This window comes from Enterobacter sp. B79-1 (genome assembly GCF_057444735.1).
Genome location: NZ_JBYAZJ010000009.1, coordinates 192752 through 208624, shown reverse-complemented (window position 1 = coordinate 208624; position 15873 = coordinate 192752). Strand labels below are relative to the sequence as shown.

19 protein-coding genes are annotated in these 15873 nt (G+C 55.5%); 3 read left to right on the top strand and 16 right to left on the bottom strand.

The features are described 5' to 3' along the window. The 9 genes from AC2T6E_RS20815 to fkpA all read right to left on the bottom strand — a co-directional run. Positions 1–260, bottom strand: a 260-nt coding sequence (locus AC2T6E_RS20815; protein WP_048990204.1) for a GTP-binding protein, incomplete at its 3' end; no start/stop codon positions are given. 69 nt (positions 261–329) lie between these two features. Continuing rightward, positions 330–2444 carry an elongation factor G gene (gene fusA, locus AC2T6E_RS20810; protein ID WP_010436278.1) on the bottom strand — a complete coding sequence of 705 codons (2115 nt, stop codon included), beginning with the start codon at positions 2442–2444 and terminating at the stop codon, positions 330–332. Between the two features lie 96 nt (positions 2445–2540). After that, a complete protein-coding gene (gene rpsG / locus AC2T6E_RS20805) occupies positions 2541–3011 on the bottom strand; it encodes a 30S ribosomal protein S7 (protein WP_003861706.1) in 471 nt (156 codons plus the stop codon). A gap of 96 nt (positions 3012–3107) precedes the next feature. Next, complete coding sequence (gene rpsL, locus AC2T6E_RS20800) at positions 3108–3482, bottom strand: 30S ribosomal protein S12 (protein ID WP_000246815.1); 375 nt, start codon at positions 3480–3482, stop codon at positions 3108–3110. A 124-nt stretch (positions 3483–3606) separates the two neighbouring features. Then, positions 3607–3894, bottom strand: coding sequence for a sulfurtransferase complex subunit TusB (gene tusB / locus AC2T6E_RS20795; protein ID WP_100167378.1), 288 nt, complete (start codon positions 3892–3894; stop codon positions 3607–3609). A 7-nt stretch (positions 3895–3901) separates the two neighbouring features. Further along, entirely contained in the window at positions 3902–4261 is a 360-nt protein-coding gene (gene tusC / locus AC2T6E_RS20790; protein ID WP_108417738.1) for a sulfurtransferase complex subunit TusC, read from the bottom strand. Next, a complete protein-coding gene (tusD, locus tag AC2T6E_RS20785; RefSeq protein ID WP_029485212.1) occupies positions 4261–4647 on the bottom strand; it encodes a sulfurtransferase complex subunit TusD in 387 nt (128 codons plus the stop codon). The genes tusC and tusD overlap by 1 nt, the downstream gene beginning before the upstream one ends. Continuing rightward, a complete protein-coding gene (locus AC2T6E_RS20780) occupies positions 4647–5369 on the bottom strand; it encodes a helix-turn-helix transcriptional regulator (RefSeq protein WP_023333674.1) in 723 nt (240 codons plus the stop codon). The genes tusD and AC2T6E_RS20780 overlap by 1 nt, the downstream gene beginning before the upstream one ends. A gap of 167 nt (positions 5370–5536) precedes the next feature. After that, positions 5537–6355 (bottom strand): FKBP-type peptidyl-prolyl cis-trans isomerase, encoded by an 819-nt coding sequence (gene fkpA, locus AC2T6E_RS20775; protein WP_464357380.1) that lies wholly within the window; start codon positions 6353–6355, stop codon positions 5537–5539. Between the two features lie 238 nt (positions 6356–6593). Between fkpA and AC2T6E_RS20770 the strand changes: the two genes are divergently transcribed. Next, entirely contained in the window at positions 6594–6812 is a 219-nt protein-coding gene (locus AC2T6E_RS20770; protein WP_010436296.1) for a protein SlyX, read from the top strand. Positions 6813–7009: 197 nt separating this feature from the next. Here AC2T6E_RS20770 and slyD read toward each other — a convergent pair whose 3' ends face one another. The 4 genes from slyD to kefG all read right to left on the bottom strand — a co-directional run bounded on the left by slyD (position 7010) and on the right by kefG (position 10268). Then, positions 7010–7600, bottom strand: a complete 591-nt coding sequence (gene slyD, locus AC2T6E_RS20765; protein WP_089598586.1) for a peptidylprolyl isomerase — start codon at positions 7598–7600, stop codon at positions 7010–7012. Between the two features lie 94 nt (positions 7601–7694). Next, complete coding sequence (locus AC2T6E_RS20760) at positions 7695–7895, bottom strand: YheV family putative zinc ribbon protein (protein WP_010436300.1); 201 nt, start codon at positions 7893–7895, stop codon at positions 7695–7697. A gap of 13 nt (positions 7896–7908) precedes the next feature. After that, on the bottom strand, positions 7909–9714 hold the full coding sequence (kefB, locus tag AC2T6E_RS20755) for a glutathione-regulated potassium-efflux system protein KefB (protein ID WP_214606162.1): 1806 nt from the start codon (positions 9712–9714) through the stop codon (positions 7909–7911). Beyond that, complete coding sequence (gene kefG, locus AC2T6E_RS20750; protein ID WP_085928927.1) at positions 9714–10268, bottom strand: glutathione-regulated potassium-efflux system ancillary protein KefG; 555 nt, start codon at positions 10266–10268, stop codon at positions 9714–9716. Before kefG ends, kefB begins: the two co-directional genes overlap by 1 nt. 135 nt (positions 10269–10403) lie before the next feature. On the opposite strand from kefG, the gene AC2T6E_RS20745 reads away from it, so the two are divergent. Beyond that, the gene (locus AC2T6E_RS20745; RefSeq protein WP_108417736.1) at positions 10404–12308 is read left to right on the top strand and encodes an ABC transporter ATP-binding protein; all 1905 of its coding nucleotides are present in this window, start codon (positions 10404–10406) and stop codon (positions 12306–12308) included. Positions 12309–12323: 15 nt separating this feature from the next. Next, positions 12324–13256 carry a LysR substrate-binding domain-containing protein gene (locus AC2T6E_RS20740; RefSeq protein ID WP_212474691.1) on the top strand — a complete coding sequence of 311 codons (933 nt, stop codon included), beginning with the start codon at positions 12324–12326 and terminating at the stop codon, positions 13254–13256. Between the two features lie 85 nt (positions 13257–13341). On the opposite strand, the gene mdcH is transcribed toward AC2T6E_RS20740, so the two are convergent. The 3 genes from mdcH to AC2T6E_RS20725 are packed head-to-tail and all read right to left on the bottom strand — an operon-like array spanning position 13342 to position 15817. Continuing rightward, on the bottom strand, positions 13342–14238 hold the full coding sequence (mdcH, locus tag AC2T6E_RS20735) for a malonate decarboxylase subunit epsilon (protein ID WP_486693083.1): 897 nt from the start codon (positions 14236–14238) through the stop codon (positions 13342–13344). Further along, on the bottom strand, positions 14238–14855 hold the full coding sequence (locus AC2T6E_RS20730) for a malonate decarboxylase holo-ACP synthase (protein WP_120159467.1): 618 nt from the start codon (positions 14853–14855) through the stop codon (positions 14238–14240). Before AC2T6E_RS20730 ends, mdcH begins: the two co-directional genes overlap by 1 nt. A 2-nt stretch (positions 14856–14857) precedes the next feature. Beyond that, a complete protein-coding gene (locus tag AC2T6E_RS20725) occupies positions 14858–15817 on the bottom strand; it encodes an AEC family transporter (RefSeq protein ID WP_024907941.1) in 960 nt (319 codons plus the stop codon). Positions 15818–15873 lie beyond the last annotated feature (56 nt).

Below are 15873 nucleotides of genomic sequence, written 5' to 3'. Positions count from 1 at the left end.
TCGGCGTGGCCTGGGCAGTCTACGTGTGCGTAGTGGCGAGTCGGGGTGTCGTATTCAACGTGGGAAGTGTTGATGGTGATACCACGAGCTTTTTCTTCTGGTGCGTTATCGATCTGGTCGAATGCACGAGCAGAACCACCGTAGGTTTTAGCCAGAACGGTAGTGATTGCAGCAGTCAGGGTAGTTTTACCATGGTCAACGTGGCCGATAGTACCAACGTTGACGTGCGGTTTTGTACGTTCAAATTTTTCTTTAGACACGGCTATATTCCTTACTATAGTGCTCTCCCCTTTGGAGAGAGCACGGGACTTAGGTTTTAATCCTGTGGATTACTTACCACGGGCTTCAATAACGGCCTGAGCAACGTTGTTAGGCGCATCATCATACTTCAGGAATTCCATAGTGTATGATGCACGACCTTTGGTCAGAGAACGCAGCTGAGTTGCATATCCGAACATTTCAGACAGCGGAACTTCAGCGTGGATCTTAACGCCAGTTACTTCAGATTCCTGACCACGCAGCATACCGCGACGACGGCTCAAGTCACCGATAACGTCACCGGTGTTCTCTTCAGGAGTTTCTACTTCAACCTTCATGATCGGCTCAAGCAGAACTGGTTTTGCTTTCTTAAAGCCTTCTTTAAAGGCAATAGACGCAGCCAGTTTAAACGCCAGTTCAGAGGAGTCAACGTCATGGTAAGAACCGAAGTGCAGACGAACACCCATGTCAACAACTGGATAGCCAGCCAGAGGGCCCGCTTTCAGCTGCTCCTGGATGCCTTTATCAACGGCTGGGATGTATTCGCCAGGAATTACACCACCTTTGATGTCGTTGATGAACTCGTAACCTTTAGGGTTAGAGCCCGGCTCCAGTGGGTACATGTCGATCACAACGTGACCGTACTGACCGCGACCACCAGACTGCTTAGCGTGTTTACCTTCAACATCGGTAACTTTCGCACGAATCGCTTCGCGGTAAGCAACCTGAGGTTTACCCACGTTCGCTTCAACGTTGAATTCACGCTTCATACGGTCAACGATGATGTCCAGGTGCAGCTCACCCATACCAGCGATGATGGTCTGGTTAGATTCTTCATCAGTCCATACGCGGAATGATGGGTCTTCTTTCGCCAGACGGCCCAGAGCCAGACCCATTTTTTCCTGGTCAGCTTTGGTTTTTGGTTCAACCGCGATGGAGATTACCGGCTCAGGGAATTCCATACGCTCCAGAATGATCGGGTGATCTGGGTTACACAGGGTGTCACCAGTAGTCACGTCTTTCAGACCGATAGCTGCAGCGATGTCGCCCGCACGAACTTCTTTGATCTCTTCACGTTTGTTAGCGTGCATCTGTACGATACGGCCAAAACGCTCACGCGCCGCTTTCACGGAGTTCAGGATGGTGTCACCGGAGTTAACCACACCAGAGTAAACGCGGAAGAAGGTCAGGTTACCCACGAATGGGTCGGTAGCAATTTTGAATGCCAGTGCAGAGAACGGCTCGTCATCACTTGCGTGACGCTCAGCCGGAGTATCTTTACCGTCATCCAGGATGCCGTTGATCGCAGGTACGTCAACTGGGGATGGCAGGTAGTCAACTACCGCATCCAGCATCGCCTGAACACCTTTGTTCTTGAACGCAGAACCACAGGTTACCAGGATGATTTCGTTGTTCAGAACGCGCTGACGCAGAGCTTTCTTGATCTCTTCTTCAGTCAGTTCTTCACCACCCAGGTATTTCTCCATCAGCTCTTCAGAAGCTTCAGCAGCGGACTCGATCAGGTTCTGGTGCCATTCGTCAGCCAGGTCCTGCATGTCTGCTGGGATATCTTCGTAAGTGAAGGTAACGCCTGCGTCTTCTTCGTTCCAGTTGATGGCTTTCATTTTCACCAGGTCGATAACACCGGTGAAACCTTCTTCAGCACCAATTGCCAGCTGCAGCGGAACAGGGTTCGCGCCCAGACGGGTTTTGATCTGACCAACAACTTTCAGGAAGTTAGCACCCATACGGTCCATTTTGTTAACGAACGCGATGCGTGGAACTTTATATTTGTTCGCCTGACGCCATACGGTTTCAGACTGTGGCTGAACACCACCAACTGCGCAATAAACCATTACCGCGCCGTCAAGAACACGCATGGAACGTTCTACTTCGATGGTGAAGTCAACGTGGCCTGGGGTGTCGATGATGTTTACGCGATGCGGTTCGTACTGCTTAGCCATACCTGACCAGAATGCAGTAGTCGCTGCGGAGGTGATAGTAATACCACGCTCCTGCTCCTGTTCCATCCAGTCCATGGTGGCTGCGCCGTCATGAACTTCACCGATTTTGTGGTTTACACCGGTGTAGAACAGAATACGTTCGGTAGTAGTGGTCTTACCGGCGTCGATGTGCGCACTGATACCGATGTTACGGTAGCGTGCGATGGGTGTTGTACGAGCCATTTGATTCCTCGTTTGTTTCTTTAGGCGTTCAGTTAAGTTACCCAGAGCGGGCGGCTTCTCTGAAGCGCCCGCCTGGTGACTAATACTCCGAAGGGATTACCAACGGTAGTGTGCGAACGCCTTGTTGGCTTCTGCCATACGGTGAACGTCTTCACGTTTCTTAACTGCAGTACCTTTGTTTTCTGCAGCATCAGAAAGTTCGTTCGCCAGACGCAGAGCCATGGATTTATCACCGCGTTTACGAGCAGCTTCAACGATCCAACGCATTGCCAGAGCATTACGACGAACCGGACGAACTTCAACTGGAACCTGATAAGTAGAACCACCAACGCGGCGGGACTTAACTTCTACAGTTGGGCGAACGTTGTCGAGAGCGACTTCGAAAGCTTCCAGTTCATTTTTACCAGAACGCTGAGCCAGGGTCTCAAGCGCGCTGTATACGATTGCTTCTGCAGTAGATTTTTTACCATCTACCATCAGGATATTTACAAATTTTGCCAGCAGTTCTGATCCGAATTTCGGATCTGGAAGGATTTTACGCTGACCAATGACGCGACGACGTGGCATGGGAATACTCCGTTGTTAATTCAGGATTGTCCAAAACTCAAAGAGTTTAGTGTGACATTAAGATAAATCAGTTTGGCCTTACTTAACGGAGAACCATTAAGCCTTAGGACGCTTCACGCCGTACTTGGAGCGAGCCTGCTTACGGTCTTTAACACCTGAGCAGTCGAGCGCACCACGAACGGTGTGGTAACGAACACCCGGAAGGTCTTTAACACGACCGCCACGGATCAGGATCACGGAGTGCTCCTGCAGGTTGTGACCTTCACCACCGATGTAGGAAGTCACTTCGAAACCGTTAGTCAAACGCACACGGCATACTTTACGCAGTGCGGAGTTTGGTTTTTTAGGAGTGGTGGTATATACACGAGTACATACGCCACGTTTCTGCGGGCAGGCTTCCAGTGCAGGCACGTTGCTTTTTGCAACTTTGCGTGCACGTGGTTTGCGTACCAGCTGGTTAACTGTTGCCATTAAATAGCTCCTGGTTTTAGCTTTTGCTTCGTAAACACGTAATAAATCGACCTCATACAATATGAGGACGCGAAATTTTAGGGCTACGTCGAAAAGGTGTCAAGAAATATACAGCGATCTCAAATCACCAGTTCATTTGACTGGGGTGTGTCACAGTAAGATTGACGAAATCAGTATAGCCAACCACGTCAATTTTGGCTGAAATTTGACCAGTAAGACCTCGCGCTTCAAGATCGTCTTTCAGCGCAGAGATGGATATGGGGGCACTGCTGAGGATTTCAACGAACTGACTACCATCAAGCGCCGCAAGCACACCGTCCTGAATCAGCAGCAAATCATCCCCTTCGCGCAACATGCTCAGTAACGCGTCGATATCACATTGCCACGGGGAATGGCTCAGGGTGTGCAGCATGTCAGCCTCAGAAAGTCAGAACAGTATCATATTGAGAGAGTTGTTCGCGCAGCGCACCCGCGGGGAGGAGCGTGACATCCAACACGAAAGGCGTCTTATCATTGAGACCCCGCGCAGCCAAAGAGTCAGCACACACGTAGAAGGTTTCAATGTCGTAAAGCGGTAAAACTTTGAAGGTAGCGATGTAGTCCCGTGCCAGAATTGCCTGCGGTTGCTGGCCCGCCAGCAGCTGGAATACGCCGTCTCCCAGAAAGAATACGCCAATATCTTCGGTTAATGCGGAGGTTGCAAGCAACGCGTCCAGCCCTTCTCTGCCAGACGCACTCCCATGGGGAGCAGACGAAAAAACAAACGCAACACGCTTCATTAAAACTGCACCACTCTGTCGCAGGTTAGCGCGGCCTGGGCCAGTGCCCCCAGGCCACTCAACGAAAAACCGGGCTGCAGGTTAGCCCCTGGCAAGCCGAGACGCTCCGCTTCGGCCGCATCCGTCACGCCGCGACGCAATGCCGCAGCCACGCAGATATGCAGCTCAACGCCCTGCTTTTCGTTTAATGCCTGCCAGGCGCGGACAAGGTCAAATTCATCGCTCGCCGGTGACGTAAACTGGTTCGCGTTATAGACCCCTTCCCGATAGAAGAAGACGCTCGCCAGTTCGTGTCCAGCCTCAAGTAGCGCATGAGCAAACTGCAGCGCACTGCTGGCCTGCTGAGTGCCATACGCCGGGCCTGTCACCATTAACGCAAAACGCATTACTTGTCTTGCCCCAGGAAATCGCCGCTTTTGAACTGGCGAATGTAGAGGTAAACCGTGTGCTTGGAGATATTCAGACGATCGGCCACCTGGTTAATGGCGTCTTTGATGTCAAAAATCCCTTTCTCGTAGAGGTTCAGTACGATCTGACGGTTCTTGGCGTTGTTCGATACGTTGCGGTCGGCATTCACCTCTTCAATGGTGAACTCCAGCGTCTGGGTCACCAGATCCTCAACAGAGGAGGCAAAATTCACAGAAGAGCCCACATCTGGGGTTTCTGGTGGGATAAAGGTACTCATGATTTGCGAGAACGGTACATCAAGGTTCATGTTGATGCACAGCAAACCGATGACACGATGGTCACGGTTTCGAATGGCGATAGTTTCTGATTTCATCAACACACCGCTTTTGGCGCGGGTGAAGTAACATTTGGAGACGCTGCTGTCCGCGCCGGTCATGTCATGCAACATACGCAATGCAAGGTCGGTGATTGGCGAACCAATTTTACGGCCAGTATGTTCACCATTCGCAATGCGGATGGCGGAACACTTCAGATCTTGCAGGGAGTGCAATACGATTTCGCAGTGGGAGCCAATGAGCATCGCTAACCCGTCCACCACCGCCTCGTAGGATTTCAGAATATCGAAGTCGGTCTGGTCAAAAGGACGTTGATCCAGCAAATCGAGTTCACTGGTTTCGTTGGTTAAAAGCGACCTGGACATGAAAAAAACACTCCTTTTCAGGAGCCTGTCGTTAGGTTTTCAGGGCAGGCTCATTATCTACACGGACAACTAAATTAATACAGCGTGTATAGCGCTTTCCAGTGTTAATTATATCTGCCCTACAATAAAAAAACCGCCGCCTCAAAGGCGGCGGTTTTTTTTCAGCATTACTTCTTAGCAGCAGCAGCTTTATCGTCAGCCGGAGCATCTGCCTTGGCATCCGCTTTAGGTGCCGGTTTGATGTCCAGCAGTTCTACGTCAAAGACCAGCGTAGAGTTCGCTGGGATACCCGGAACACCGGTTTTGCCGTAAGCCAGATCCGGTGGGATGACCATCTTGATCTTGCCGCCTTTCTTGATGTTCTTCAGGCCTTCGGTCCAGCCCGGGATCACACCGTCCAGACGGAAGGAAAGAGGCTCACCACGGGTGTAAGAGTTGTCGAACTCTTTACCGTCGATCAACGTACCTTTGTAGTTAACCACAACGGTGTCGCTGTCTTTAGGCGCATCACCGGTACCTTCTTTCTCAACTTTGTACACCAGGCCAGTAGAGGAGGTTTTTACACCTTTTTCTTTAGCAAAGGTATCGCGGTAGGCTTTGCCTTTCGCTTCGTTGTCTTTGGCATCTGCTTCCATTTTGGTCTGAGCAGCACCTTTCACACGCGCTTCAAACGCCTGCAGAGTCTGTTCGATTTCCTGGTCAGACAGTTTGCTCTTATCTGCAAACGCATCCTGAACACCCGCGATCAGCTGAGTTTTGTCCAGTTTGATGCCCAGTTTCTCTTGCTCTTTCAGAGAGTTTTCCATGTAACGACCCAGAGATGCGCCAAGTGCGTAGGCGGATTTCTGGTCGTCATTTTTGAACGCAGCTTTGCTGTCTGCAGTTGCAGCAGGCTTCGCTGCACTGTCAGCAGCGAAAGACAGCGGTGCATTCAGTGCGACAGCCATTGTCGTCGCCAGCAGCGTTACTTTGAACAGTGATTTCATCCATATCTCCAGGGCCTGGGGACTCTCACCCCAGCATTAAACGTAAATGAGTGACGTACTATAAATCGTTGCGGAAGAAATCTACAGACAGACTCTCCCGATTCTCGTCTCTTTTCAGACTATTTTTGTTTAAATAAGTTTCTTGCCAAAGGGATGGATACTGCACTTGAGGATAAACTCAGTTAAACTTCGCCGCCGCAGGCCCATTATGGCGAGTGTGAAATTGACGAGGTGAACCATGAAGGACACATTGATTGAAGCGAGACTGGCTGAGCTGGAAAGCCGACTGGCTTTTCAGGACATCACCATCGAAGAACTTAACCAGACCGTAACCGCCCATGAACTTGAAATGGCAAAGCTGCGCGATCTGATGCGCCTGCTCACTGAAAAAGTGAAGGCAACGCAGTCGTCGCACATCGCCTCTCAGTCAGAAGAGACGCCACCACCTCATTATTGAGGCGTAAAAAAAGCGGGATATCCCCGCTTTTTTTGTGCCCGGTGGCGCGAAGCTTACCGGGCCTACATGTCAAATACCCTATGGATTTCGAGTCGCAGGAAGGCGGCAAGCTTGAAAATCCCCGAGAGCATAGATAACTATGTGACCGGGGTTTGAAAGCGCAGCCAACGCACCAGCGGCTTGAAAGACGACGGGTATTAGTGGCAGCCGCAGCCGCCGTTGCCGCAACCACCTTTACCGTGGTCGTGACCATGGTCGTGATCGTGGCCGTGACCACCGCAGCAGCCATCGTGGCCGTGATCGTGGTCATGGTCGTGACCGTGTGCACCGTGAACGTGGCCATGAGCCAGTTCTTCTTCGGTTGCTTCACGGATCGCAACAACTTCTACGTTGAATTTCAGGTTCTGGCCAGCCAGCATGTGGTTGCCGTCAACCACAACGTGGTCGTCTTCAACTTCAGTGATTTCAACCGGCACCGGGCCCTGGTCGGTTTCCGCCAGGAAGCGCATGCCAACCTGCAGTTCGTCAACGCCCATGAACACGTCTTTAGGAACGCGCTGAACCAGGTTGTCGTCATACTGACCGTAAGCGTCGTTCGCGCCTACAGCAACGTCAAATTTGTCGCCAACGTCATGACCTTCCAGCGCTGTTTCCAGGCCAGAAATCAGGGAGCCGTGACCATGCAGGTAGTCAAGCGGCGCACTCACCGGAGACTCATCAACCAACACACCGTCTTCTGTACGTACCTGATAGGCCAGGCTGACCACCAGGTCTTTTGCTACTTTCATGATATCTCCTGAGCGTGGGAAAATTGCTGGCGCAGATTGTAGCGGAAATCTGCACCCGTGTACCCTTTAGCTTAAAAAAACTCAGGGCATATCGCTAGTCCGGATGAAAAATGCCGATCACTTGCTCTTCTTTGCGAACGTGATCGCGGGCCTCTTTATCAGCCTCACGCATCTGGTGACCGCACTTAACACACTCAACTACATCAATATTATTCTCACGCCACATAGCCAAAGTATCTTGCGCCTGGCAGGTCGGGCATTTTGCCCCCGCGATAAAGCGTTTACGTACAGCCATCTTTCGTTACCCTTTATTCAAATTCGTCCCAGCCGTCCAGTTGGCGTCGTTCCTGTTGCATCTCTCTCTGGAAGATCTCCTCCAGCTCGCGACGCGCTTCCCGCACGCGGGAGATTTGCGCCGTATCGGTATGGACCGGCATCAGCTCGCGCAGCATCCGCATATCCAGCCGGCGGAAGTGCATCTGGGCGCGCTGCGCCTGATGCGGATGCATGCCGAGCGAGATCAGCGCCTTACGGCCCAACTCCAGCGCACTGGAGAATGTCTCACGGGAGAAGTGTTTCACACCCGCCTGCAACAATTCGTGAGCTTCAACACGTCCCCGCGCACGCGCCAGAATATGCAGATGCGGGAAATGCTGCTGACACAGCTCCACCAGCTTCATGGTATCCTCCGGATCGTTGCAGGTAATCACGATGGACTCTGCCGCTTCCGCCCCCGCCGAGCGCAGCAGCTCGAGCTGGGTCGCGTCGCCGTAGTAAACCTTATAGCCATATTTGCGCATCAGATTGACCGCGCTGATATCCCGCTCCAGTACCGTAATGCGCATTTTGTTCGCCATCAGCAAACGCCCAATCACCTGTCCGAAACGGCCAAAACCCACGACGATAACCTGTGGCTTATCATCCTCCACCCAGGGCGCTTCATCTTCATCATCAGCTGGGTTAAACCGGCGCGACAGCAGTGTATCCACCAGCTTCATCAGCAGCGGCGTGGTCATCATCGACAGCGTGACCGTCACCAGCAGCAGCGCCATCTGGTCATCTTTGAAGAGTTTTTGGGAAGATGCGGTAGAGAACAGCACAAACGCGAACTCTCCTCCCTGGCTTAGCACGCTTGCAAACTGCATGCGTTCCGAGCTACGCAGCCCGTAAATACGGGCCAGTACGTAGAGCACCAGCGTTTTCACCGCCACCAGCACCGCCACGCTCACGGCCACCCACAGCAGATGGGTATAAAGCACGCCAAGGTTCAGCGCCATGCCGACCGAAATAAAGAACAGCCCTAACAGCAGCCCCTTAAACGGATCGATGGCAATTTCCAGTTCGTGACGATATTCGCTCTCCGCCAGCAGCACCCCGGCGATGAACGTCCCCAGCGCCATCGACAGCCCCAGCGCATCCATAAACAGCGCAGAGCCAAGCACCAGCAGCAGCGTCGCGGCGGTAAACACTTCACGAACGCCCGAGGCGGCAATAAAGCGGAAGACCGGACGCAGTAAGAAACGCCCGCCAATCAGCATCCCCGCGAAGGCCAGCACCTTCATGGAGATTTTTACCCAGTCAAAATGATCGTCACCGGATCCTGCCAGTAGCGGCACCAGCGCCAGCGCCGGGATGACGGCCAAATCCTGAAACAACAGCACCGAAAAGCCCAGCTGTCCGGCTTCGTTGCGATTCATCCCTTTGTCGCGCATCAACTGCAGCGCCATCGCCGTGGAGGACATTGCGAGCCCAATCCCGCCGATCACCGCCGCCTGCCAGGAAAACTGCGTCAACATGAGCAGCCCGCCCAGAATCGCGGCGCTGAACAGCACCTGTGCCGCCCCCACGCCGAAGATGGAGCGGCGAAGCTGCCACAGCTTAGACGGGTTCAGTTCAAGGCCGATGATGAACATCAGGAACACGACGCCCAGCTCGGAGAAATGGAGGATCTCATCCACATCGCTGATGAATCCCAGCCCCCAGGGGCCGATGGCGATCCCCGCCAACAAATACCCCAGCACTGCACCGATCCCGATACGTGCCGCAAGCGGCACCGCAACAACCGCCGCAAATAAAAACAGCACCCCGGCGAGGAGTAAATTCGATCCTTCCATCAACGACCTCCTGCCGGAATCGGTGAGGCCAGCCATTCACCGTAGGCTCTGGCGTGGCTCGCCAGCTCTTGTGGCTGCTGGCGTCGCGCCCAGTAGACAATAATCGGGCTCATCCAGTGCATACGGCACATTGCCGCCGTCAGTTCGAAGGGACGCAGGATATCGCTCATCGGATAACGGTTCAGCCCGTCGTGACGGTAAGCGCTTTCAGGTTCACCGGTCGTGATGACGCTACGCCAGTACTTTCCCGCCAGCTGGTTTCCCCCCACCCCGCTGGAGAAGCCCCGGCTCAGCACGCGGTCCAGCCACTCTTTCAGCAACGCCGGGCAGCTATAGGTATAAAGCGGATGCTGGAACACAATGACGTCATGCTGACGCAGCAGTTCCTGCTCGTAAGGAATATCAATAAAGAAATCAGGATAGTGCGCGTAGAGATCGTGCACCGTTACGTTACTGAGCTGTGTAGCCGGCTTAAGCAGCACCCGGTTCGCCACCGAGTCCTGAGATTCCGGATGGGCATACAGCAGCAGCACCTTTGCTGTCTGAGACATCATTCCCCTCCCGGTCTTGTTTCTGTTTTTGTGTATCGTCGTTGTTTTGGGCTACCATGGCGGCCCGGTGGGGAAAATGGCCCACACCTTACATTATCATAATGACAAATTAACATAGTCGGAACATACGGCGCTTCTATGATTGTTTTCTCCTCGTTACAAATTCGTCGCGGCGTGCGCGTCCTGCTGGATAACGCCACTGCTACCATCAACCCGGGCCAAAAAGTGGGTCTGGTCGGCAAAAACGGCTGCGGTAAATCCACCCTGCTGGCGTTGCTGAAAAACGAGATTAGCGCGGATGGCGGTAACTTTACCTTCCCGGGGAACTGGCAGCTTGCCTGGGTAAACCAGGAGACGCCTGCGCTGAGTGAGCCGGCGCTCGACTATGTTATCGACGGCGACCGTGAATACCGCAAGCTCGAGGCAGAACTCAACGCCGCGAACGAGCGCAACGACGGTCACGCCATCGCCACCGTTCACGGCAAGCTGGACGCCATCGACGCCTGGACCATTCGCTCCCGCGCCTCCAGCCTGCTGCACGGCCTGGGCTTCAGCAATGAACAGCTGGAACGCCCGGTGAGCGACTTCTCGGGCGGCTGGCGCATGCGCCTCAACCTGGCGCAGGCGCTGATCTGCCGCTCTGACCTGCTGCTGCTCGATGAACCGACCAACCACCTCGATCTTGATGCCGTTATTTGGCTGGAGAAGTGGCTGAAGAGCTATCAGGGCACTCTGATTCTGATCTCCCACGACCGCGACTTCCTCGACCCGGTGGTGGATAAAATCATTCACATCGAACAGCAAACGATGTTCGAGTACACCGGCAACTACAGCTCCTTCGAGCGCCAGCGCGCGACGCGCCTTGCCCAGCAGCAGTCCATGTACGAAAGCCAGCAGCAGCGCGTGGCGCACCTGCAGAGCTTTGTGGATCGCTTTAAGGCCAAAGCCTCAAAAGCCAAGCAGGCCCAGAGCCGCATCAAGATGCTGGAGCGCATGGAGATGATTGCCCCGGCGCACGTGGATAACCCATTCCACTTCAGCTTCCGCGAGCCTGAAAGCCTGCCGAACCCGCTGCTGAAGATGGAGAAGGTCAGCGCGGGCTATGCCGAGCGCATTATTCTCGATTCCATCAAGCTCAACCTGGTGCCGGGTTCGCGCATTGGTCTGCTGGGGCGTAACGGCGCCGGTAAATCGACGCTGATCAAACTGCTGGCGGGCGAGCTTAACCCGGTCAGCGGTGAAATCGGCCTGGCGAAGGGCATCAAGCTGGGCTACTTCGCCCAGCATCAGCTGGAATTTTTACGCGCGGATGAATCGCCGATTCAACACCTGGCGCGTCTGGCGCCGCAGGAGATGGAGCAGAAGCTACGCGACTATCTCGGCGGCTTCGGCTTCCAGGGCGATAAGGTGACGGAAAACACCGAGCGCTTCTCCGGGGGTGAAAAAGCCCGTCTGGTGCTGGCGCTGATCGTCTGGCAGCGCCCGAACCTGCTGCTGCTCGATGAACCGACCAACCACCTGGATCTCGACATGCGTCAGGCGCTGACCGAAGCGCTGATCGAGTTCGAAGGCGCACTGGTTGTGGTTTCGCACGACCGCCACCTGATCCGCTCTACCACGGACGATCTCTACCTGGTGCACGGCGGCAAAGTTGAACCGTTCGACGGCGATCTGGAGGACTACCAGCAGTGGCTGACGGACGTGCAGAAGCAGGAGAACCAGCCGGAAGAGTCAGCGAAAGACAACGCCAACAGCGCGCAGTCGCGTAAAGACCAGAAGCGCCGTGAAGCGGAGCTGCGCACCCAGACGCAGCCGCTGCGTAAAGAGATTGCCCGTCTTGAAAAAGAGATGGAAAAGCTCAACGCCACGCTGGCTACCGTTGAAGAGAAGCTGGGCGACAGCGAGCTTTACGACCAAAGCCGCAAAGCGGAACTGACCGACTGTCTGCAAACCCAGGCGAAAACCAAATCCAGCCTCGAAGAGTGCGAAATGGCGTGGCTGGACGCGCAGGAACAGCTGGAAGCCATGCTTCAGGCCGACTAAACCATCGGGAGGGTTATGCGTTTCGATACCACGAGCGATATTACATTCCGCAAGCTCAGCATCTTCATGACGTTTATGGAGAAGGGGAATATCGCGCGTACCGCCGAAACGCTGGGCCTGAGCGGCGTCAGCGTGCACCGTGCGCTGCACACGCTGGAAGAGAACGTGCGCTGCCCGCTCTTTACCCACAAGGGGCGTAACCTGATTGCGCTCCCCTCCGCGTGGACGCTGCTGGAGTATTGCCAGGAGGTGATGCAGGTGATGGAGCGCGGGCTGGAAGAGTCCCGCAAAATTGCCGGAATCGGCCAGGGGCGGCTGCGCGTGGGCACGCTCTACTCGCTCACCCTGGAAACCGTACCGCGTCTGATTATGGGCATGAAGCTGCGCCGTCCGGATCTGGAGATGGATCTGACGATGGGCTCCAACGACACCCTGCTGCACATGCTGGATGACGGCTCGCTGGACGCGATTCTTATCTCCATCTCTGAAAGCGATATCGATCGCAACAGCCTTGAAGTTCTGCCGCTGTTCCATGACGACATCTTCCTTGCCGCACCGGCTTCCGCCACGCTGGATACAAGCGGCCCCGCGGATCTGCGTGATTACAAAGATCAGAAATTTGTCGCGCTTGCAGAAGGCTTTGCGACCTACGCCGGGTTTCAGGAAGCGTTTCATATCGCCGGGTTCGAGCCGGAAATCGTCACGCGCGTTAATGACATTTTCTCGATGCTGAGCCTGGTGCAGGCAGGCGTTGGATTTACGCTGATGCCGGGCAGGATGAAGAAGGTCTACGAGAATTCCGTGCAGCTGTTGAAGCTGGCGGAGCCGTACCAGATGCAGCAGCTGATCGCGATTGTCTTTGCCCGTAACCGCGAGCAGGACCCAAGCCTGCGGGCATTAGCCGCCGAAGGGCGGATGTATGCGCGCAGCTTACAGGAAGGTGCCTGATGTTAGTGCCCGGTGGCGGCTGCGCCTTACCGGGCCTACTCCTGGATTGTAGGCCCGGTAAGCGTAGCGCCACCGGGCAAAAAACTCACGCACGAAGCCGACCCGCCAGATGCACCGCCACGTCCACCCCGCTGCGCTCCAGTGAAAGGGTTTCCCCTTCCCACGCGGCCTGGCGCGTCAGGCAGGTCAATATGCCGCCAGGCGGCATTTCAATCGCCAGCCGCGCTTCGCGTTCGTTAGCGGAGATCACCGCCTCCTGCCAGCGCACGGTTCGCGCCATGTTCATCGCCAGATCGTCGGCAATCTTTTCCGGCTGCCAGAGCACGCGACCGGTACTGCCGCTCAGGTAGGCGCAGCGTGGACGAGCCAGCGTAACGGGCTCAAACGCCGACGCCAGCTTTTTCGCCGGTTCCGCCAGCAGCGCGCAGTGCGACGGCACGCTAACCGCCAGCCGCCTGGCCTTGCTCGCCCCTTTTGCCAGCGCGCGTTCTGCCACCTGCGCCATCCCCTCATCGGTTCCGGCGATGACGATCTGCGTTTCGGCGTTCAGGTTAGCAACGTAGGTTCCGGTGCCTTCAATCAGCGTTTCCACCTGCGGCAGGGTCAAGCCCATGATGGCCGTCAGGCCGTAGCCGTGCGGATACGCCTGCTCCATCAGGTCACCGCGCAGCGCCACCAGCCTCAGCGCGTCCGAAAAATCCAGCGCGCCCGCGATAACCGCCGCCGGATAAGCGCCGATGGACAGCCCGCTAACAATATCCGGCGTCACGCCGCGACGCTCCAGCTCGCGCGCCCAGGCCACGCCGGAAATCAGCAGCGAAAGCTGAACCGCGCGGGTGTGAGCGAGTGAGGCTGCACTGTCCAGCGTATCCACTTCGGCGCCCAGCACCTCACGCGCCTGAGCCAGTTCCGATCCCGGCAGGTTTTGCAGCATGCCTTCGTGCTGCGTGCCCTGCCCCGGAAAGGTAAACAGTATTTTCATCACTCCTCCCTGCGCCACGGATCCGCCACCAGGCGCGGTCCACATTGAGTTTTTAGCAGCGTTTTGCCGTCGCGCAGCCACTCCGCCAGCGCAAAGCCCCCTTCGGGGGTATCGACCTGCGTATCCGCCCGACACAGTGCGCGGCTCAGCTGCGACTGCCATGCAGTAAAAGCATCCGGGGAAATCGGCTCAGGGGCGCGGATCAGCAGATCAAGATCGCTGTCGGCATGGATCACCGGAATACCGGTCGCCAGCGCGTAGCCGGTGCTGCCGGTAATACCCCACGTCCACGGCCACGCCTGCTGAGCCAGCTGCAGCGCCACCTGAACCGGCGGCTGGGTCACAAAGGGCGAGCGCAGCAGATCGGCGGTGGCGCACAGGTCTTCAGGCCGCACCACGCGCTGCACGTTTTCGGGCTTCACCCATCCAGCCGCCCGCTGGTCGCGACGCAGGCCGCGCACGCCAACGGGAATACGGCCTTCATTATCAACATCACGCCGCACCACTACCGGCAGGCCAATATGCCAGGCTGCCTCAACCCAGGATTCGGTGATGCCTTCCAGCGCGTCGCGCGCGGTAAGCCAGATGAGGTCGTGCGGACGTAATGTTGTGGTCATGATTACATTCCTGAAGTCAGCGAGATAAACAGCGGAAGCGACAGAATACACAGTACGGAGCTTAACAGCAGCACGGCTTCAGCATCCGGCGACTGCACGCCAAAGCGGTTACCGAACACCACGCCGAAGAAGCCCGCGGAGAGCGCAATCATCAGGATAGCGGTAATCGCCACCGAGCCGTGCAGACCGAAGATCAGCACGATACCCCAGGCAATCGCGGGCTGAATCAGCAGCTTGGCGATGGTTGAGGTAATCACCATGGTGTTGATCTGCAGCTTGCGGGCAGAGAGGATCACCCCGGTCAGGAACAGCGCCGCAGCGGTGGCGGACAGCCCCAGCGGTTTAATCGCCGCAAGCACCAGTTCCGGCATTTTGATGCCGATGGCGGAGAGAATCACGCCCAGCAGCGGACCCATCACGATCGGTTTTTTAATGGAACGCCACATCAGCACCGGCAGCATGGAGAGCGTCGAGCCGGAATTATTCCCCTCGGCGCGCGCTTTCTCGCGCTCCAGGATCAGCAGGCAGAACGGGGTCATCAGCACCGAACCGCAGGCAATAGAGACCGCAACGGAAAGCGACGTGGAAGATCCTTCACCCAGCACGCTGCCCAGAATCGGCAGACCCAGCGCCGCGTAGTTCGGCAGGGCAACGGTAAGCGTCAGCACCGCCGCGTCCTGCGGGGATTTCTTAAAGACTTTTGTGGCAAGGAAGTAGATGGCCGCATAGGTGATCCACATCGCCAGGGTCAGCACCAGGATCAGCGGCGACTGCGCCACGATGCCGGTCCACGGAGTTTGCACGGTGGCGCTAAACAGCGCGGCAGGCAGTGCAAAATCCATCACGAAGATATTGAGCAGGGAAACGTTTTTGTTATCGACCATCTTTGCCTTACCGGCCCAGAATCCCAGCAGCATGATGACGAAAATCGGTGCAAGAGCATGAACAATTACGTAAGTCATAAATCACCTGTAGTAAAAAAAGTTTTAGCACTGGTGCGATGTTTATTATTTTTCAG